The 16,401-nt window shown below is 33.5% G+C and carries 10 protein-coding genes; 4 read left to right on the top strand and 6 right to left on the bottom strand.

The genetic code is table 11. The annotated features are described in order from the left end of the window. Positions 1-53: 53 nt before the first annotated feature. Positions 54-782, top strand: a complete 729-nt coding sequence (locus tag VFM92_RS03735; RefSeq protein WP_325120854.1) for an SDR family NAD(P)-dependent oxidoreductase — start codon at positions 54-56, stop codon at positions 780-782. 258 nt (positions 783-1,040) lie between these two features. Here VFM92_RS03735 and VFM92_RS03730 read toward each other — a convergent pair whose 3' ends face one another. From VFM92_RS03730 to VFM92_RS03720, 3 genes are all read right to left on the bottom strand, one after another. Continuing rightward, positions 1,041-1,292 carry a hypothetical protein gene (locus VFM92_RS03730; protein WP_325120853.1) on the bottom strand — a complete coding sequence of 84 codons (252 nt, stop codon included), beginning with the start codon at positions 1,290-1,292 and terminating at the stop codon, positions 1,041-1,043. A gap of 74 nt (positions 1,293-1,366) precedes the next feature. Next, positions 1,367-3,103 (bottom strand): sodium:solute symporter family transporter, encoded by a 1,737-nt coding sequence (locus VFM92_RS03725; RefSeq protein ID WP_325120852.1) that lies wholly within the window; start codon positions 3,101-3,103, stop codon positions 1,367-1,369. Next, positions 3,096-4,400: a hypothetical protein gene (locus VFM92_RS03720; protein ID WP_325120851.1), complete on the bottom strand. Its 1,305-nt coding sequence runs from the start codon at positions 4,398-4,400 to the stop codon at positions 3,096-3,098. Before VFM92_RS03720 ends, VFM92_RS03725 begins: the two co-directional genes overlap by 8 nt. A gap of 325 nt (positions 4,401-4,725) precedes the next feature. Between VFM92_RS03720 and VFM92_RS03715 the strand changes: the two genes are divergently transcribed. Continuing rightward, positions 4,726-8,736, top strand: a complete 4,011-nt coding sequence (locus tag VFM92_RS03715; protein ID WP_325120850.1) for a hypothetical protein — start codon at positions 4,726-4,728, stop codon at positions 8,734-8,736. Positions 8,737-8,894: 158 nt separating this feature from the next. On the opposite strand, the gene dapA is transcribed toward VFM92_RS03715, so the two are convergent. Genes dapA through ligA form a run of 3 tightly spaced genes read right to left on the bottom strand, consistent with a single transcriptional unit; the run spans position 8,895 to position 12,319 of the window. Then, positions 8,895-9,797, bottom strand: coding sequence for a 4-hydroxy-tetrahydrodipicolinate synthase (dapA, locus tag VFM92_RS03710; protein ID WP_325120849.1), 903 nt, complete (start codon positions 9,795-9,797; stop codon positions 8,895-8,897). Further along, positions 9,769-10,299 (bottom strand): DUF6913 domain-containing protein, encoded by a 531-nt coding sequence (locus tag VFM92_RS03705; protein WP_325120848.1) that lies wholly within the window; start codon positions 10,297-10,299, stop codon positions 9,769-9,771. The genes dapA and VFM92_RS03705 overlap by 29 nt, the downstream gene beginning before the upstream one ends. 4 nt (positions 10,300-10,303) lie before the next feature. Beyond that, positions 10,304-12,319 (bottom strand): NAD-dependent DNA ligase LigA, encoded by a 2,016-nt coding sequence (gene ligA, locus VFM92_RS03700; RefSeq protein ID WP_325120847.1) that lies wholly within the window; start codon positions 12,317-12,319, stop codon positions 10,304-10,306. Positions 12,320-12,714: 395 nt separating this feature from the next. Between ligA and VFM92_RS03695 the strand changes: the two genes are divergently transcribed. Next, on the top strand, positions 12,715-14,877 hold the full coding sequence (locus VFM92_RS03695; protein WP_325120846.1) for a S9 family peptidase: 2,163 nt from the start codon (positions 12,715-12,717) through the stop codon (positions 14,875-14,877). Between the two features lie 235 nt (positions 14,878-15,112). Continuing rightward, on the top strand, positions 15,113-16,387 hold the full coding sequence (gene fahA / locus VFM92_RS03690) for a fumarylacetoacetase (protein WP_325120845.1): 1,275 nt from the start codon (positions 15,113-15,115) through the stop codon (positions 16,385-16,387). Positions 16,388-16,401 lie beyond the last annotated feature (14 nt).

Genomic DNA, 16,401 nt, shown 5'->3' with positions numbered 1-16,401 from the left:
AAACCTATCAATTTCTAATTCGATTAAATAGAAATCATTCAAAACTTTAAAACATGAAAAATTCACTATTCATCATTACAGGAGCAAGCAAGGGCATCGGAAAAGGATTAGCAGAAAAAGCGCTGGATACAGGCGCTCATGTTTGGGGAATTAGCAGAAGCCATTCTATAGAGCATCAAAATTATAAGGCTATAACTCAGGATTTAGCTGAACTATCTAATCTACAGAAAGAACTACCTCAATTTTTTGCGGAAGCTAAAGCCTATGAAAAAATTGTACTCATCAATAATGCTGGGACTTTGGGTGATATTGCCCATTTAGGAAGCATTAAAAATGAAAGTATTCCGATGCTATTTGATTTGAATGTAAGTGCTCCTGTCCTACTGATGAATCAATTTATAAAAGATTTTAAAGATTTCAGTGGAGAGAAAGTCATTATCAATATTAGCTCTGGTGCCGGCAAAAATGCAGTTGATGGCTGGTCAGGTTATTGCGCTTCAAAAGCTGCATTAGATATGGCCACAAAAGTAGCCGCCAAAGAAGCGGAGATGGATGGTAGTGGTTTTGTAATCAAAGCAATCGCTCCTGGTGTGGTAGATACTGAAATGCAAACTCAAATCCGCAGTACAAATAAAAAATCCTTTAGTGGAGTGGATAAATTTAAAAATATGAAAGAAGAAAACCAGCTAAGCGGTGAGCAGGAAGTAGCTGAAAAGTATTTTCATTACTTTGATAATTTAGCTCAGTATCCTGAGGTGATGCTGGATGTGCGAAATCTATAAAAAAGAAAGGGTGCAGAGTCTTTCACTCAACACCCACTTTTCTTCCTGATTTACTAAATAAAAACAGGTATTTAACTAAGCGTTGCAATAGTAAGTAAAAATAAAATGAGAATAGGTTGTCAAAGTTGTCAAGTTAAAAAACTCACTAAAAATTTAGCTTAAGATGATAAATACAAACTTCAATTCGAAAAGATACCCTTTCAAAAAAGACAGGCTCCTACACCTGTCTCCCAATTATGAAAATTACTCTACTTATTTCTACTCTATCAAAAAATAATAAGTGCTAAACTTACTATTCATAGTATTTTCTTCATGGCTAATCTTAATATTTACATTACCCTCAGGCACTGTAGAAAAGGTGTGCTTATTTTTTCTTTTATCAGCACCTATTTTTGTGGATATATTGGCAATCTCTAGGTTTTCAGTCTGATAGGAAGATACATCATTTTGACTACTTTCACATGAAGAATAAATACAGGAGAATATTATAAGAGACCAGATGCTTTTCATTTACTACCATTAGAAATTGATAATATAAAAATCTAAAACTTAATTTAGATTTTGGCTTGTCAAAGTTGTCAATCCTAAATCCGCTTTAAAAATCTTTTCATTTCTCGGAACACGAGAACGGATAAAAATAACCAAATACCTAAAAGTGAAAATCCTAGGAAGGTATTTCCAAATTTCAGCTGGGTGATAATAAACATGGGTAAAACTGATACAAGCGAAATAATAAAAATTAAGATTAACTTCTCCTTCCAAAAATAAGCATGGTCGATTTTAAAATTCCAGAATCCTGAAGTCTGCGTCTTTTTTACAAAATTTTTGAGCTGCTGCTCATCATCAGGAGGAGTCAAAAAAGTAACGATTAGCCAAGTGATGGTTACTGTTATCGTCAATATTATAATTTTAAATGGATAATAAGATAATTGTAGGAGCTCTGCACTTTGATCTGCCCAGTTCTGAAAAGCTGCAAATTCAACATAGGCTAATTCATAAAGCAAGGTGTAGATTAAAGAAGCCAACATAGCACTTAATTGCGACCAGGCATTGATACGCCACCAAAACCAGCGCAAAATGAAAACCAACCCAACCCCAGCACTCATAGAGAACAGCAGCTTTTGGAGTTTAATCAGGTAATTGGAATTGGCTGCAATTACTAATGATAAAATCCCAATTAAGGCCATTACAGAATAAGAAATAATCTTAATACTCTTTTCATTTATTTTGGGAAACAAATGTCCTTTTATAACATCCACAGTAACCAAAGAAGCTCCCCAATTTAGACTTGATTCTAAGGTTGTCATTACTCCAAAAATCAAACATATTAACAATAATCCTTTTAAACCTGTTGGGGCATAAGCCAACCACAATTGTACGAATAACTCTTCTCCGTCTGTGGAACCATCAGCCTTCAATAGAGCTGAGTCCCAAACGAAGCTGAAAGCCGCAAATAAAATAGAAAGCACTAAAACAGGTATGAAAATGGACTTAAATGCTGCCCAGGGATCTTTTACGGCTAAGTATCGCTGTACACTGGCATTGGAATAATCTAAAATCCGGACCGACCACCACTGCACAAATAAGAATATCAAAATATCGAAATTAAAGCCAGAATGCGAATCGACAGCTAACAAGGATAATTTATCAGCTTTAGAACTGCTCAAAGAAGATTCCATGCTCTCCCACCCACCCATTCCATGCAGCAAAAAGTAAATAGCTGGGGCTAACACAAGCAAAAATAGGATGGCAATAAAAGCATCAGTCCTCACTTTCTTCCGAAAGGTATTTCTGCTTATCAGTATGATTATTCCAATGAATGCAAAAAGGAAAAATTGGCTATCAGAAATGGGGAATATAGCCTCCAGAATCTTTTTGATAGCCAGAATATAGATACTTCCCAAAAATGCCACTACAAAAAAACCGACATAAATAGCTCTGAAATTCTGAAGGATTTTAGCTCCAATTCCAGAATAGCGCAATGAAATTAATTGATTATCAGTGGTAATATTAAGTCTTCCCCACATGGGAGCAAAAAGAATAGTACCAATTCCCATGGTGAGCAATACATCTTTTGTTAGCCAAAGGCCTGAATAACCTGATTCAAGAACCAAGGCGGTATTCATCATATCAAAGCTTGGGTTCCAGAAAATCATAAGAACAGAAGCTGAAGCTAACCACCAAGAAAGTTTTTCAGATTGAGAGAAGATATTACTGTTATCCTTCATTCCCGCCCAACAGGAAATCAAGAGAAAAACTAACACGACAATCGCAATTACTGAATAATCTAGAATTGTAAAGCTTTGGCCAATATTATCCAAAATTGAAACGCATTTCTTCTTTCTTCAAAATTCTTCTACTAATATCACTTAGCAGAATAAAATCATTATTTGAAATAATACTTTCTACATAATCAGATATTGATTCTTCATCTCTTTCCTTCAAAAACCGCAAAGCAAAAGCCTTCAAAAGGTAGTCTTCATTAGTAAAGCCAGACTGCACCATTAAAACTTCATCAAACTCAAATGTGTTTTTATCATTTAAAAAAGCATGAATAAGCTTTTCAAAGAAAGGGATAGATTTTACGATATATTCAGTGCTATATGTTGGCTGATTAATATTTTTTAGGACCTTGAGTAGTAATTCTTTTTGATTTGCTAGTAGCAAATATTGTGTAATAAGCAAAGAAGCAAAAGGAGTGAATGCAGGTTCAACCTTAAAATGATTGCTTTCATTATCTAAGATATTATGTAAATGATTTTCAGCTTCTACTTTTAAGTCAGAACAAAAAAGTGCCACTCCATACACTCTTGCTTTAAGCATAGGATGTGCCTCATTTACACCTTGAAACCATTCTTTGAAGCCCTCTATGAAAGGTTCCCAATCAATTTCTTTTTTGGATAAAAGATCTCCCCACAATAAAATCGCGTCTGCCCATAATTTCTTCTGAGGATTCTCCTCATGTAATTTATAAAATCTGAGCCAGTGCTGATATACTTTGAAATTTCCAGTATTAACAAAATTTTCATAAAAATTAAGTCTTACCACTTCATTTTTAGCAAGTTTAGATAAAAGAATTAGGCTGTTTTCAGGGTAAGCATTTAAAAATGCACCAAATATTTTATAAAAATCTGTTTGTGCGGTTAGTGCTTTTTGATTTTGGTAAAATGATAAAACCAAATCTGTATTTTCATTCTTAATGGCTAGTTCTAATAAATACCCTAATTTAGGATTTAAAGAAACTCTAGTGTAATTCTGGTTTAACAATTCATCTACCAACTGATGAACAGTTTTTGACTTTGATATTATTAATTCGCAATATTGTTTTGTTTGCAAATAATTATCAAAGCTTGAGTGATCAATTTCATTTCTACTTTTTTCACTTGTAATATATAACACAATGGTTTCCAAGGTGTAACGTGATGGATTACTACTTGATTTCATCAATTGAAAAAACCTTCTTAAGGTTGCAGTTGAAACTAATCTTCCCGTACTTTCTTCAATCTTTTGGGATAATTCTTTACATTGTTTTGCGTACTTAATTGGGTGTCCATATATTTTTTCAACTCCTAACTTTATGTTTTCGTAATCTTCGGGTTCATCCTTATCTTGCGTCATTAATAATTTTGATTGAATGTCTGAACATCTAATTTAATAATACAATAGTTAAGGACAAGTTGAAAATCTTAAAATCCTGAGCTTTTCGACCAACCATAATTATTGTATGGTTAATACAATAGCAGGTGAATTTTCAAATTCATTAGTCAATACGTAATATTGAAACTATATTTATATTTATTAGTCAAAAAAAGAAAAATCATTAGCGTAACTTGACTTTTAGCGCTTAACAATGAACCTCAATAGAAAAAAATTATACCGAACTATCGGCTTGCTTATTCTCATAATATCAGTTGGTTATATAGTTAATAACCAAATGAGAAAAATGGGTAATAGAATTTCTGGTGAATATTTACAGAAATTAATAAGTCAAGAGAGCAAAGGACTATATGAATTGGACTTTGAATCGGTTGATTTGAATATTCTCCAAAAGTCAATAAACATACAAAGCATTGAATTATCAGCGACACCTAAAAATCGAGAAGATACCATAAACGCTAAAAATATTTATGAAGCTAAAGTCGGTGAAGTTAACATTTCATTAGAATCTGTTATCAGAATATATACGCATAAAGAGCTAGTAGTTGATGGCATAGAAGTTATCGACCCGCTTCTATTCATGACCAAAATTAATCCTGACAAAAAACCGTTAAAATTTGGACGAGAAACAGGAGAACTATATGATGTCATTTCGCAATATCTGGAGTTACTTCAAATAAATTATTTAAAGGTTAAAAGTGGGACAGTTAATCATTATCCAAGTAATTTCCGGTTGAAAGCGATAGATTTTAACGTTAAAAATTTTGAGGTATCTCAAGATAAAAACAAAAAGAAAATCTTTTATTCAGAAGCCATCAATCTCGGAGTTAGTGAACAGTCCATATTATTACCCGATAGTATTCACGAACTTAGTTTCGAAGGATTTGAGCTTTCAACTAAGGATTCAATACTCAACTTCAATAACTTTAAAATTACACCTAGAAAAGATATTGACCCCAAAAAAGTATTTCAAGAGGATAATCAAAATGTATATGACATTGATATTCCCACTTTAGAATTGAAAGGCATCAATTATTTAAAAGCATATGAAGATAACTTTCTGGTAGTTAAGCAAGTCAACATTCCAAAACCCAAAATTAAAATTCAATCTGTTTTAAAATCAAAAAAGCAAAATACTGAATCCGCAGAAAACAGCATAGGAGCCTCACTTCTCGCCCTCTTTGACTTAATCAAAATTAATGATTTAAAAATCGAAGAAGCTGGTTTAAACCTGACATTAAAAGGTGATAACCAGCAAAGATTTTTGTCGGATAATATTACTATCGATTTGTATAATATAGAACTAGACTCCACTCAACGAGATATTCAAAATGTAATTCACTATTTTGAAAATGCTACGGTTGAAATCAATGACTATGATTATTTACTGCCCGATAATTTACATAACATTAAATTTAAAAAGCTTAATTTCAATACTTTGGATTCTACATTAATGGTTCAGAATCTGGAAATCAAACCTTCCAGGAGCTTAGATGATAGCACCTTAACCCAATTCAACCTTAATTTACCTCTACTGGAAATGGAAGGAATTGCTCATAGAGATATTTATGATAATGACAGAATTATTTTGAAAAACCTCGCTTTGAGAAATTCCAGCATTATCATTACGCCCCCCTACCTGAAAAATTCTGAAGAAGAGAATTCTATTATCATCACTCCTCAAGGCTTATTTGGAATTTTAGGTAAATATTTTAATGAAATAAAATTGGATAAATTCTCTGTGCTAAATTCAGATCTTAATGTAGGAGAAATCTTCAAAGGGAAAGCACTAAATATTCAATCACATCAACTTAAAATTGATTCTGGATTTTATTCATGGCATGAAATTGCAGACAGTACGCTTGTCAATGGTCAGGAATTAATTTATACATTGCCTATTGGAAAATTCAAAGTTGGAACTTTTCAAACTGAAAATAACCTTCATTCTTTAGAGCTCACCAAATTCAATTTTACTGATAAGAATTTAAATGACATAGTGAACATTAATTATTTAAACTTTAAAGGAGTGCAACTTGATAGTATTCTCAATAAGAAAAAGCTTGAGTTAGACAGTATAACGCTATTTAACCCACAAATTAAATTGAGTTATAAAGATTTAAAGTCACAAACAAATCAAAATAATGAGTGGGAACTTCCTGAAAAACCAATTAATATTTTGCTCAACAAAGGACGGTTAAATTATCAATTCGATGAGTTTAGAAATTTAAGTATTGCAGATTTTGATATCGATTTAAATTATCAAAGTGAATTAAAATTATTTCAAGTTTTTGCCGAAGAAATAATATTTAAGGATGAAAAACTTAATCATCAGCTTAGCCTTTCAGAACTAAATCTACCTAAATATGGAGACAGTTTATCACTTCTTAACGTTGAGATTAAACCAAATCAGTTAAATGATACACTATCCCTTTCTGTAAAGATCCCTGAAATAAGCTTCAAAAACTTCAATAAATATGCATTAATTCAAAATAAACGATTTGAAGCAGATAGTATGTTTAGTCGGATTTCTCAATTAAATTATACTGGCATAAAGGAACTTAAAAGATATTTTAATATCCAAAGTCAGGAAGAAAATAAATACAGTTTTGCAATTTTAAACAGTGAAATCGAATTAACTAGTTCAAATATCAATTTACTTAACCTTAAGAATAAACAAAATCAGTTAAATAGTGCAAACTCAAAATTGATATTGCGCAATTTTAATTTCCCACAACAAAATAAACAAACTTTATTCTTTGCTGATGATTTTATATTCAGCAATGAAAGCTTCCATTTCTACACCACAGAAAATGATTCCATTTCAATTCAGGATTTAAGTTTTAATAGCATTAGTAGGCTTGGCACAATTGATGAATTTAGTTTCCATGGATCAGATAAAGAAACTCAACTCACCATCAACAATATAGAATTAAAAGATGCCAATGTCACAGATTTTTTCCTTAAGAATAAATTAAATATTCAGGAATTGAGTAGCGCCAAAACCACGTTAAATCTGAATATAAAGAAGCAGGAAAAAGAAATTTTACCCGAAAAAATTCTATTGCCATTTAAATCTTTGAATATTAATAAATTACTTTCCAATGACATAAATATTAAAGTTTATCACGAAGAAAACGAACGAAACTATTATGTAAGAAAAGCTGATCTACTTATTAATACTCTTGCTCTTGACTCTGCCATAAATGTAACAGAAATTCATCATCACGTTAATTCGTTCGTATTTAGTGGCAAAAATTACCGAGAAAATTTTGGTCAGCATTACACCGTCACTGCAAAAAATTATAGCTTTAGATATCCAGAGTCAAACTTTAGTGCCTTTAATATAAAAATGCTCTCTAAGTATGACCGCTTCGAGTATAGCAAACAGATTGAATTTCAAAATGATTGGTTTAAACTTGATTTATCTTCAATAAAACTCACCAACCTTAATATTGATAGTCTTTTAATCAATCAAAAATTTATTCTGAATAAATTAGAATTGAATAAAGGAGATTTAACAGTATTTCGTGATTTAAATGTACCTCTTAATGAAGATCGAAATGTTCCCATGCCGCAAAAATTATTATCTGAATTAGAATTTGCCTTTAGTATTGATACTGTTCTAATTAATTCAGATATCCATATACATATCATGCCAAAGGAATCTTCAGGAATCGGAACGATGACGATCAATATTGAAGAGGGGCAATTATTAAATTTACGAACACATCATTTTAAAAATAATAAGGCGATGGTGCTGTCCGCTGAAGGTAAATTAAATAAAAAAGCGAATTTCCATACCAAAGTGACTTTTCCTATGCCATCTGAAAATAGTGAATTCCATTTCGTTGGAAATGTTGGAGAATTAGATTTAACCGCATTGAATGATATGCTGATACCATTAGGGGCAATTGAGGTTCGTTCTGGCTATAATGAACAAGTAAATATTAATTTTAAGGGAAATAATGAATTTGCTGAAGGTCTTATGGAATTTCGATATAATAATCTTAAAATTGATATTTTAGATAGGGATACCTATCAATCAAAGGGTTTTGGTAATAACATAAAAACAATTTTTGCTAATAGTTTTGTAGTGAGCAGTCAAAATCCAAGATGGTTTCAATTACAAGAAGGTAATATTTTTTATGAGCGAATAAAAAGTAGATCAATTTTCAATTTTTGGGCAAAGGCATTATTGAGTGGGGCGGTCAGTAGTATAGGAATAAATAAAAGCAAAGAAGAGGCTAAAGCTTATTATAAAGAAAATAAGGAAGTGGTGGAGGAAATTAAGGAATGAATGAACCTCTAACGAAATAAGCTCAGAATAATATCATTACAGTTAAAACCTTTTTGTTTCCCTAAATAGGCAAACAAAAAGGCATCATTACCATAAAATACAATAATTGAGGATTTGGAAATAGATAATAAATTTCTGCTGATGAAAATTAAATTGCTTCAAGCCAAACCAAATTCCTTTATCTTTTCCGCTATTCTTTTGGATAGGCCTTCAGTTGCTGGTAATAAAGGCATTCTTACATAATTTTCGCAAACACCTTGTTGGCGCAATGCTTCTTTAGCTCCTACTGGATTGCTTTCTTCATACATCAAGGAATTGATTGACAATAATTTGAAAAGACTTTCATTTGATTTAGCAAAATCTCCTTTTAAAGCATTATGAACCATATTAGCAAAAACCTCTGGAAATGGATTTGCCAAAACGGAAATCACGCCTACAGCTCCTAAAGTAATCATGGAATTGGTCAACAAATCATCACCCGAAATCAATAAAAACTCTTCCGGTTTATTAGCCATGATTTCCATGCACTGACCTAAATCACCTGATGCTTCTTTTATTCCAATAATATTTTCATGCTGTGCCAAGCGCAATGTAGTTTCAGCTTTCATGTTAGAAGCAGTTCTACCGGGCACATTATATAATATTACAGGAACAGGAGATGCATCTGCAATTTTAATAAAATGCTGATAAATCCCTTCTTGAGAAGGTTTATTGTAATGAGGCGATGCAGAAAGTATAGCATCCACTCCTGACAAATCCATCTCACCTATAAAATCAATTACGGCTTGGGTATTATTTCCTCCAGCCCCGAAGACTATTGGTAAATTTTTAGGATTATGCGTTTTTACAAGAGCTAAAATCTCTTGTTTTTCTTTTAAAGTTGTAGTAGCTGATTCTCCTGTGGTTCCTTGCACTACAAAGTAGTCCGCTCCTTTGGCGGTATGAATTAAAAGCTTTTCTAAAGCTTCTCTGTCTACCGATAAATCCGCTTTAAATGGAGTAATCAATGCGGGACCTACTCCCGTAAACTTCTTAGTTATTTCCTGAAATTTTTCTGACATAATGAATAATCTCTTCTGTTAAAATTTTTGTATTTCCATTTTCTTTTGGCTTTATCATCAATTCAAAAAATGACGATTGTTCTTCAGTTGATTGATAACATCCAATTCTAGCATCTGCCTTTGAATGCACTAACAAATACTGCAAATACAAGTTTGGGGTATCATCCAAACAAAATAAGTATTCTAGCTTTTGGTTCATAAAGCTTTGAAAATAAGGATTGTTAATCTTTCCAAAAAAACCAACATCTTTATCTTCAAAAAAATCGAAATAGAATTCGAAATTTTGAGTGTCTTTTGGTCTATAAGCCAACGGTATCACTTCTATCCCATCAGCTTTTAGGGTTTTGATGAATTTTTTAATCGCTTCATGCTTTTTCAAGTCATCGAAAGAAAAAATAATCCCCACCTTCTTAAGCTTATGGTAAGGATGAGCTTGATGCTCAAATTTACCTTTCTTCAGACCTCTCCTTATTTTATATGATAAGATTTTGTGTTTAATCACTGCTTTAGTTTTCTTTTATCAAGCTACGAAATTCGGCTTCATCAATAATTTTTACTTCTAATTTCTCAGCTTTTTCCCTTTTGGCTGGCCCCATGTTTTCTCCGGCCACTAATATATCTACTTTTCCTGAAATAGCCGAAACTACCTTACCACCATATTGCTTAATTACCTCTTTGATTTCGTCTCTGCCATAATGTTCAAATACACCAGAAACCACTAAAGACTTACCTTCCAAGGCATTGCCTTTTTGCTCTATGATGATTTCCTTAATTTCAAATTGAAGACCAGCAGATTTCAAACGCTCAATCAATTCGATATTATCTTCATCCTGAAAATATTCCACAACGCTTTGGGCAATTCGTTCGCCAATTTCAGGAACTTCTATCAATTCTTCAAAAGAAGCCCTAGACAAATTGTCAATATTTTTAAAATGAGCTGCTAATTTCTCCGCTACTGTTTTCCCCACAAAACGGATTCCTAATCCAAACAAGATATTTTCAAATGGAATTTGCTTAGATTCTTCAATTCCTTTTAGAAGATTTGTGGTGCTTAACTCTTTAAAACCTTCCAGTTCAAAAACATCCTCATATTTTAAATCATATAAATCAGCTACATTATTAACCAAGCCTTTTTCATATAGAAGATTAATGGTTCTTTCTCCCATAGAATCAATGTCTGCCGCTTTACGCTGAATATAATGTTCTATTGAACCTTTGATTTGTGGTGGACAGCCTTTCTTATTAGGACAATAATGTACAGCTTCTCCTTCTGCTCTCACTAATTCTGTTCCACATTCTGGACAGTTTTTGAGATATTGAACCTCCGTACTTCCCAAATCTCTTTTGGTCAAATCTACTCCTGTGATTTTCGGAATGATTTCGCCTCCCTTTTCAACATGAACGGTGTCTCCCACTCTTAAATCCAATCGAGCAATTTCATTGGCGTTGTGCAAAGAGGCACGTTTAACAGTTGTCCCTGCCAAAGAAACAGGTTTTAAATTAGCTACTGGAGTCACTGCTCCAGTTCTTCCTACTTGATAGCTTATTTCTTTTAAAATAGTGGTAGCACTTTCTGCTTTGTATTTATAAGCAATTGCCCATCGAGGGCTTTTAGCTGTGAAACCCAATTGCTCTTGTTGTGCGAGGCTGTTGACTTTAATTACAATACCATCCGTATCAACTGGCAAAGAATGTCTTTTTTCTTCCCATTCATTGATGAAATCAAAAACCTCGTTAATATTTTCACACTTTTTATATGTTTGAGAAACATTGAAACCGAATTTCTCCAGTTGTTTGATACCCTCTCCGTGAGAATCTATTGGCAAATCTTCGCCTGCATAAGAATATAAATAGCAATCCAATTTTCTTTTGGCAACTATACCAGAATCCTGAATTTTCAACGTGCCCGAAGCTGCATTTCGAGGATTCGCTAAAAGAGCTTCTCCATTTTCTTCTCGCTCTCTATTGATTTCATTAAAGGCTTCTCTCGGCAAAAACACCTCTCCCCTAGCTTCAAAATATTGTGGGAATTGCTCGCCCCTAACTTTTAAAGGAATAGTTCTAATAGTCTTAGCATTGTTAGTAATATCATCTCCTTTGCTTCCATCACCACGGGTAACTCCCCTAATTAATTTCCCATTTTCATAATGTAAACTAATGGCTACCCCATCAAATTTTAGTTCACAAAAATATTCATATTCTTCATCACCCAAACCTCTTTTTACTCTACCATCAAAATCATCTAATTCTTCTTTAGAATAAGCATTTCCTAAAGACAGCATAGGGATTTTATGCTCAACCGTTTCAAAATTTTTGGTAATATCTCCGCCCACTCGCTGACTTGGAGAATCAGAAGTTTTCAAATCAGGGAACTTATTTTCCAAGTCAATAAGCTCCTTAAGCATCATATCAAACTCATAATCAGAAATTTCAGATACGCTTTCCTGATAGTATTTATAATTAAAATAATGCAGCTTTTCGGTTAACTGCTGAATTTTTTCCTGGGCTTTATTCTTATCCATTTTGCTAGTAGGGCTTAAATCACAAATCTAATGATTTGGCTATTTCTTTGGCTAGAAAGAGATAAAAATTTGATATGGGGACGAAAGTTTCGCAGATAATTCGCTCCTTCCGTTCATTCCTGCGAAGGTGGGAATCTCGTTAATGAATATAATTTAATAGAAGTAGCATGCTAATAGTCTTACATATTTTAATTTTAGATTAAAATGAACAGATTCCTGCCTCCGCAGGAATGATGCACAGAACGAGAGACTACATGACTTAAGAACATAGTGACATCAAAACCTACTCATTTGAACTACCACTCAACCCCTCCTCTACCCTTTAAATTCATTTCAGCCTTTCACTTTAAGAAATCCTTCCTATTTTAGTTTTTGAAATAATTTTATTAATGAATATGAAAAACCTATTATTTATACTTTGCTTTTTAAGCAGCAGCTTAGTTTTTGCCCAAAAGGAAATTACTGTTTCTGACATTTATGAAAAAGGTACTTTCCGACAAGAGTCCGTTTACAATGTTAATTGGATGAATGACGGAAAATATTACTCTGCTTTGGATGACAATAAAGTCCAGAAAATTGATGTGGAAAATGGAGAAGTCGTGGAAACTTTAGTGGATGGAAGCGAACTAGAACCTGAATTGAACATCAGAAGCTATTCTTTCAGCAAAGATGAACAAAAATTACTATTAGCAACGGATGTTAATTATATCTACAGACGATCTTTTACCGCCCAGTATTATGTCTATAATTTGGAAGATAAAAGCTTAAAGCCTTTATCAGAAAATCCTCAGATGTTTGCCACTTTTTCACCAGATGCAAAAAAAGTGGCTTATGTATTTGAAAACAATATTTACATCTTCGATTTAGCATCTGGAAATACCACCCAAATAACCTCTGATGGTAAAATCAATGAAATTATCAATGGTGGTTCTGATTGGGTTTATGAAGAAGAATTTTACGTTACCAAAACTTTTTATTGGTCACCGGACAGCAAAAAATTGGCATTTTATACGATGGACGAAAGCCATGTAAAAGAATATACTTTACAGAAATGGAATGATGGAGAATTGTATCCTGAGAATTATGTATACAAATATCCAAAAGCAGGTGAGGCAAATTCTTATGTATGGATTTCAGTTTATGATTTGGCTTCTGAAAAAACTGTCAAAATGGATATTGGTGAAGAAAAAGACCAATACATTCCAAGAGTACAATGGACTAAAGATTCCAATCTACTGAGCATAATCAGAATGAACAGAAGGCAGAACATTCTAGAGATTTTACATGCAAATGCTACTACAGGTGAAAGTAAAGTAGTTCTAAAAGAAGAATCTGACACTTATGTGGCTTTGAATTATTGTGATGACTTGACTTATACCGATGATGGTAAATACTTCATTCAATCAAGTGAAAAAGATGGTTTTAAGCACCTTTATCTCTACACTTTGGACGGTAAACTAGTAAGACCAATCACTAAAGGAGATTGGGAAGTAGTAAATATAGTCGGCATAGACCAAAAAGAAAGCAAAATTTATTATATCAGTACGGAAGTTTCTCCATTAGACCGTACTTTTTATTCAGTTGGATTAAATGGAAAAAGAAAGAAATTAATTGGAGAAGAAGTGGGAACCACGCGAATTAATATGAGTAATGATTTTCAATACTATTTAAAATATTATAGCAACTCGACTACTCCAAACCGAGTGACTTTGCATCAAACCAAGGGCGGTGAAAAGTTAGCTACTCTAAAGGATAATTCCACTTATAAATCCATTACTGAAGAATTTGGTTTTGTAGAAAAAGAATATTTTCACTTTGAAACTTCGGAAGATGTAACTCTAAACGGTTATTTCTTAAAGCCTGCCGACTTTGATGAATCAAAAAAATATCCTGTAATTGTTTATCAGTACAGTGGCCCAGGCAGTCAGCAAGTACAAAATGCATGGGGCGGAAGTCAATTTGACTGGCATCAAATGATGACGCAAAAAGGCTATATAATAGCAGTAGTTGACCCAAGAGGAACGGGCGGAAGAGGAGAAGCTTTCAAGAAAATGACTTATCGACAATTAGGGAAATACGAAACGCTTGATATGATTGAAACTGGCAAATATCTAGGTAACCTGGATTATGTAGATGCCGAAAGAATTGGAATTTGGGGATGGTCTTACGGTGGATACATGGCAGGAAATACCATTTTGGATGGTGCAGATGTTTTCAATGCAGCTGTTTCAGTGGCTATGGTTTCCAATTGGAGATATTATGACACTATTTATACTGAGCGTTACATGGATACTCCTCAAAACAACCCTGATGGATATGATGACAATTCTCCATTAAGCAAAATTGACAAACTGGAAGACCCGTATTTAATCATTCATGGAACAGGAGATGACAATGTGCACGTTCAGCACACCATCGTTTATCAAGACGCCTTATTAGAAGCAGGGAAACAATTTGATTTATTCTATTATCCAGACAGAACCCATGGCATAGGCGAAGATGGTGCAAGACCTCATCTTTTCAATATGATGACCGATTGGTGGTTAGAGAATTTGTAAAAACTGATGAAAAAGCCTGATGAAAATCGGGCTTTTTTTGCTCCAATTGTATTATAAAAAAACATTAAACTTTTAAATCGTCTGCAATAAAATCTTTCAATATATTTCAAACTGCTTTTCTGACCTAATCACCCTATATCCTTCACCCATCATCCAACACAAACTTTTCCCCTTTGAACAAATTTTCAGATATTAGCATTTATTAAACTTTTTAGACTTAAAACTACCATTCAACATGACATATAAAGCAAATAACCCTTCATTAAAAAGCTGGGTGGAAGTAGCAAAAGATTCTGATTTTCCAATCCAAAACCTTCCTTATGGTATATTTTCCACCGCTAAGAAATCACCAAGAGCGGGAGTAGCTATAGGAGACTATATTCTGGACTTAACTGAAATTCAGTCTGGTAAATTATTCAAGGAGCTTGAACTACCTGAAAGAATTTTTGACCATCCAGTATTGAATGATTTCATGGATTTGGGAAAGGAAGTAACTGTTCCAGTTAGAGAACGAATCTCTGAACTTCTTCAATCTGATAATCAGGAATTACAAGGCAATGACCAGTTAAAGGAAAAAGCTTTAATTCCCATGAAAGAAGCTACCATGCACTTACCGATAAAAATAGGTGATTATACTGATTTCTATTCTTCTGAATCACATGCAACTAATGTCGGCACGATGTTCCGTGACCCAGACAATGCCCTACTTCCAAATTGGAAACACATTCCTGTAGGTTATCACGGACGGGCTTCTTCTATCGTGATTTCAGGTACACCATTACACCGCCCAAAAGGGCAAACCATTGCTCCAGATGCAAAAAATCCTGATTTTGGCCCAGCCAAATTGGTGGATTTTGAACTGGAAATGGCATTCATTACTTGCGGTGGAAATACTCTAGGTGATGCTATTCCTACTAAAGAGGCAGAAAATTATATCTTCGGATTTACGCTTTTCAATGATTGGTCTGCAAGGGATATTCAAAAATGGGAATATGTTCCTTTAGGTCCATTCTTAGCAAAAAATTTTGGTTCTTCAATGTCTCCTTGGATAGTAACCATGGAAGCTTTGGAACCATTCAAAGTTTCTGGACCTAAACAAGATCCGGAAGTATTACCTTATCTGAAATTTGCAGGCAATTACCATTTCGATATCGATTTGCAGGTGGGAATTCAGCCTAAAGATTCAGAAGAAAAAGTAGTGACCAATTCCAATTTCAAGCATATGTATTGGAATGTGGTGCAACAATTAGCACATCACACAGTCAATGGTTGTAATATCAACACAGGAGATGTTTACGCCTCTGGAACAATCAGTGGAAATGACCCGTCTGCTTATGGCTCTATGTTGGAACTTAGCTGGAAAGGCACAAAACCCATTCAAATGCCGGATGGAACAGAAAGAAAATTCATCAATGATCATGATACGGTAATTATGAGGGGTCATGGAGAAAAAGACGGTGTAAGAATTGGTTTCGGTGAGGTTAGAACTGAGCTCCTGCCTACGAAATAGCAGCCTAAGGCTGT

This window comes from Marivirga sp. (assembly GCF_035704835.1).
Lineage (GTDB): Bacteria > Bacteroidota > Bacteroidia > Cytophagales > Cyclobacteriaceae > Marivirga.
The sequence above is the reverse complement of the archived record's forward strand: the minus strand, read 5'-3'. Positions and strand labels throughout refer to the sequence as shown.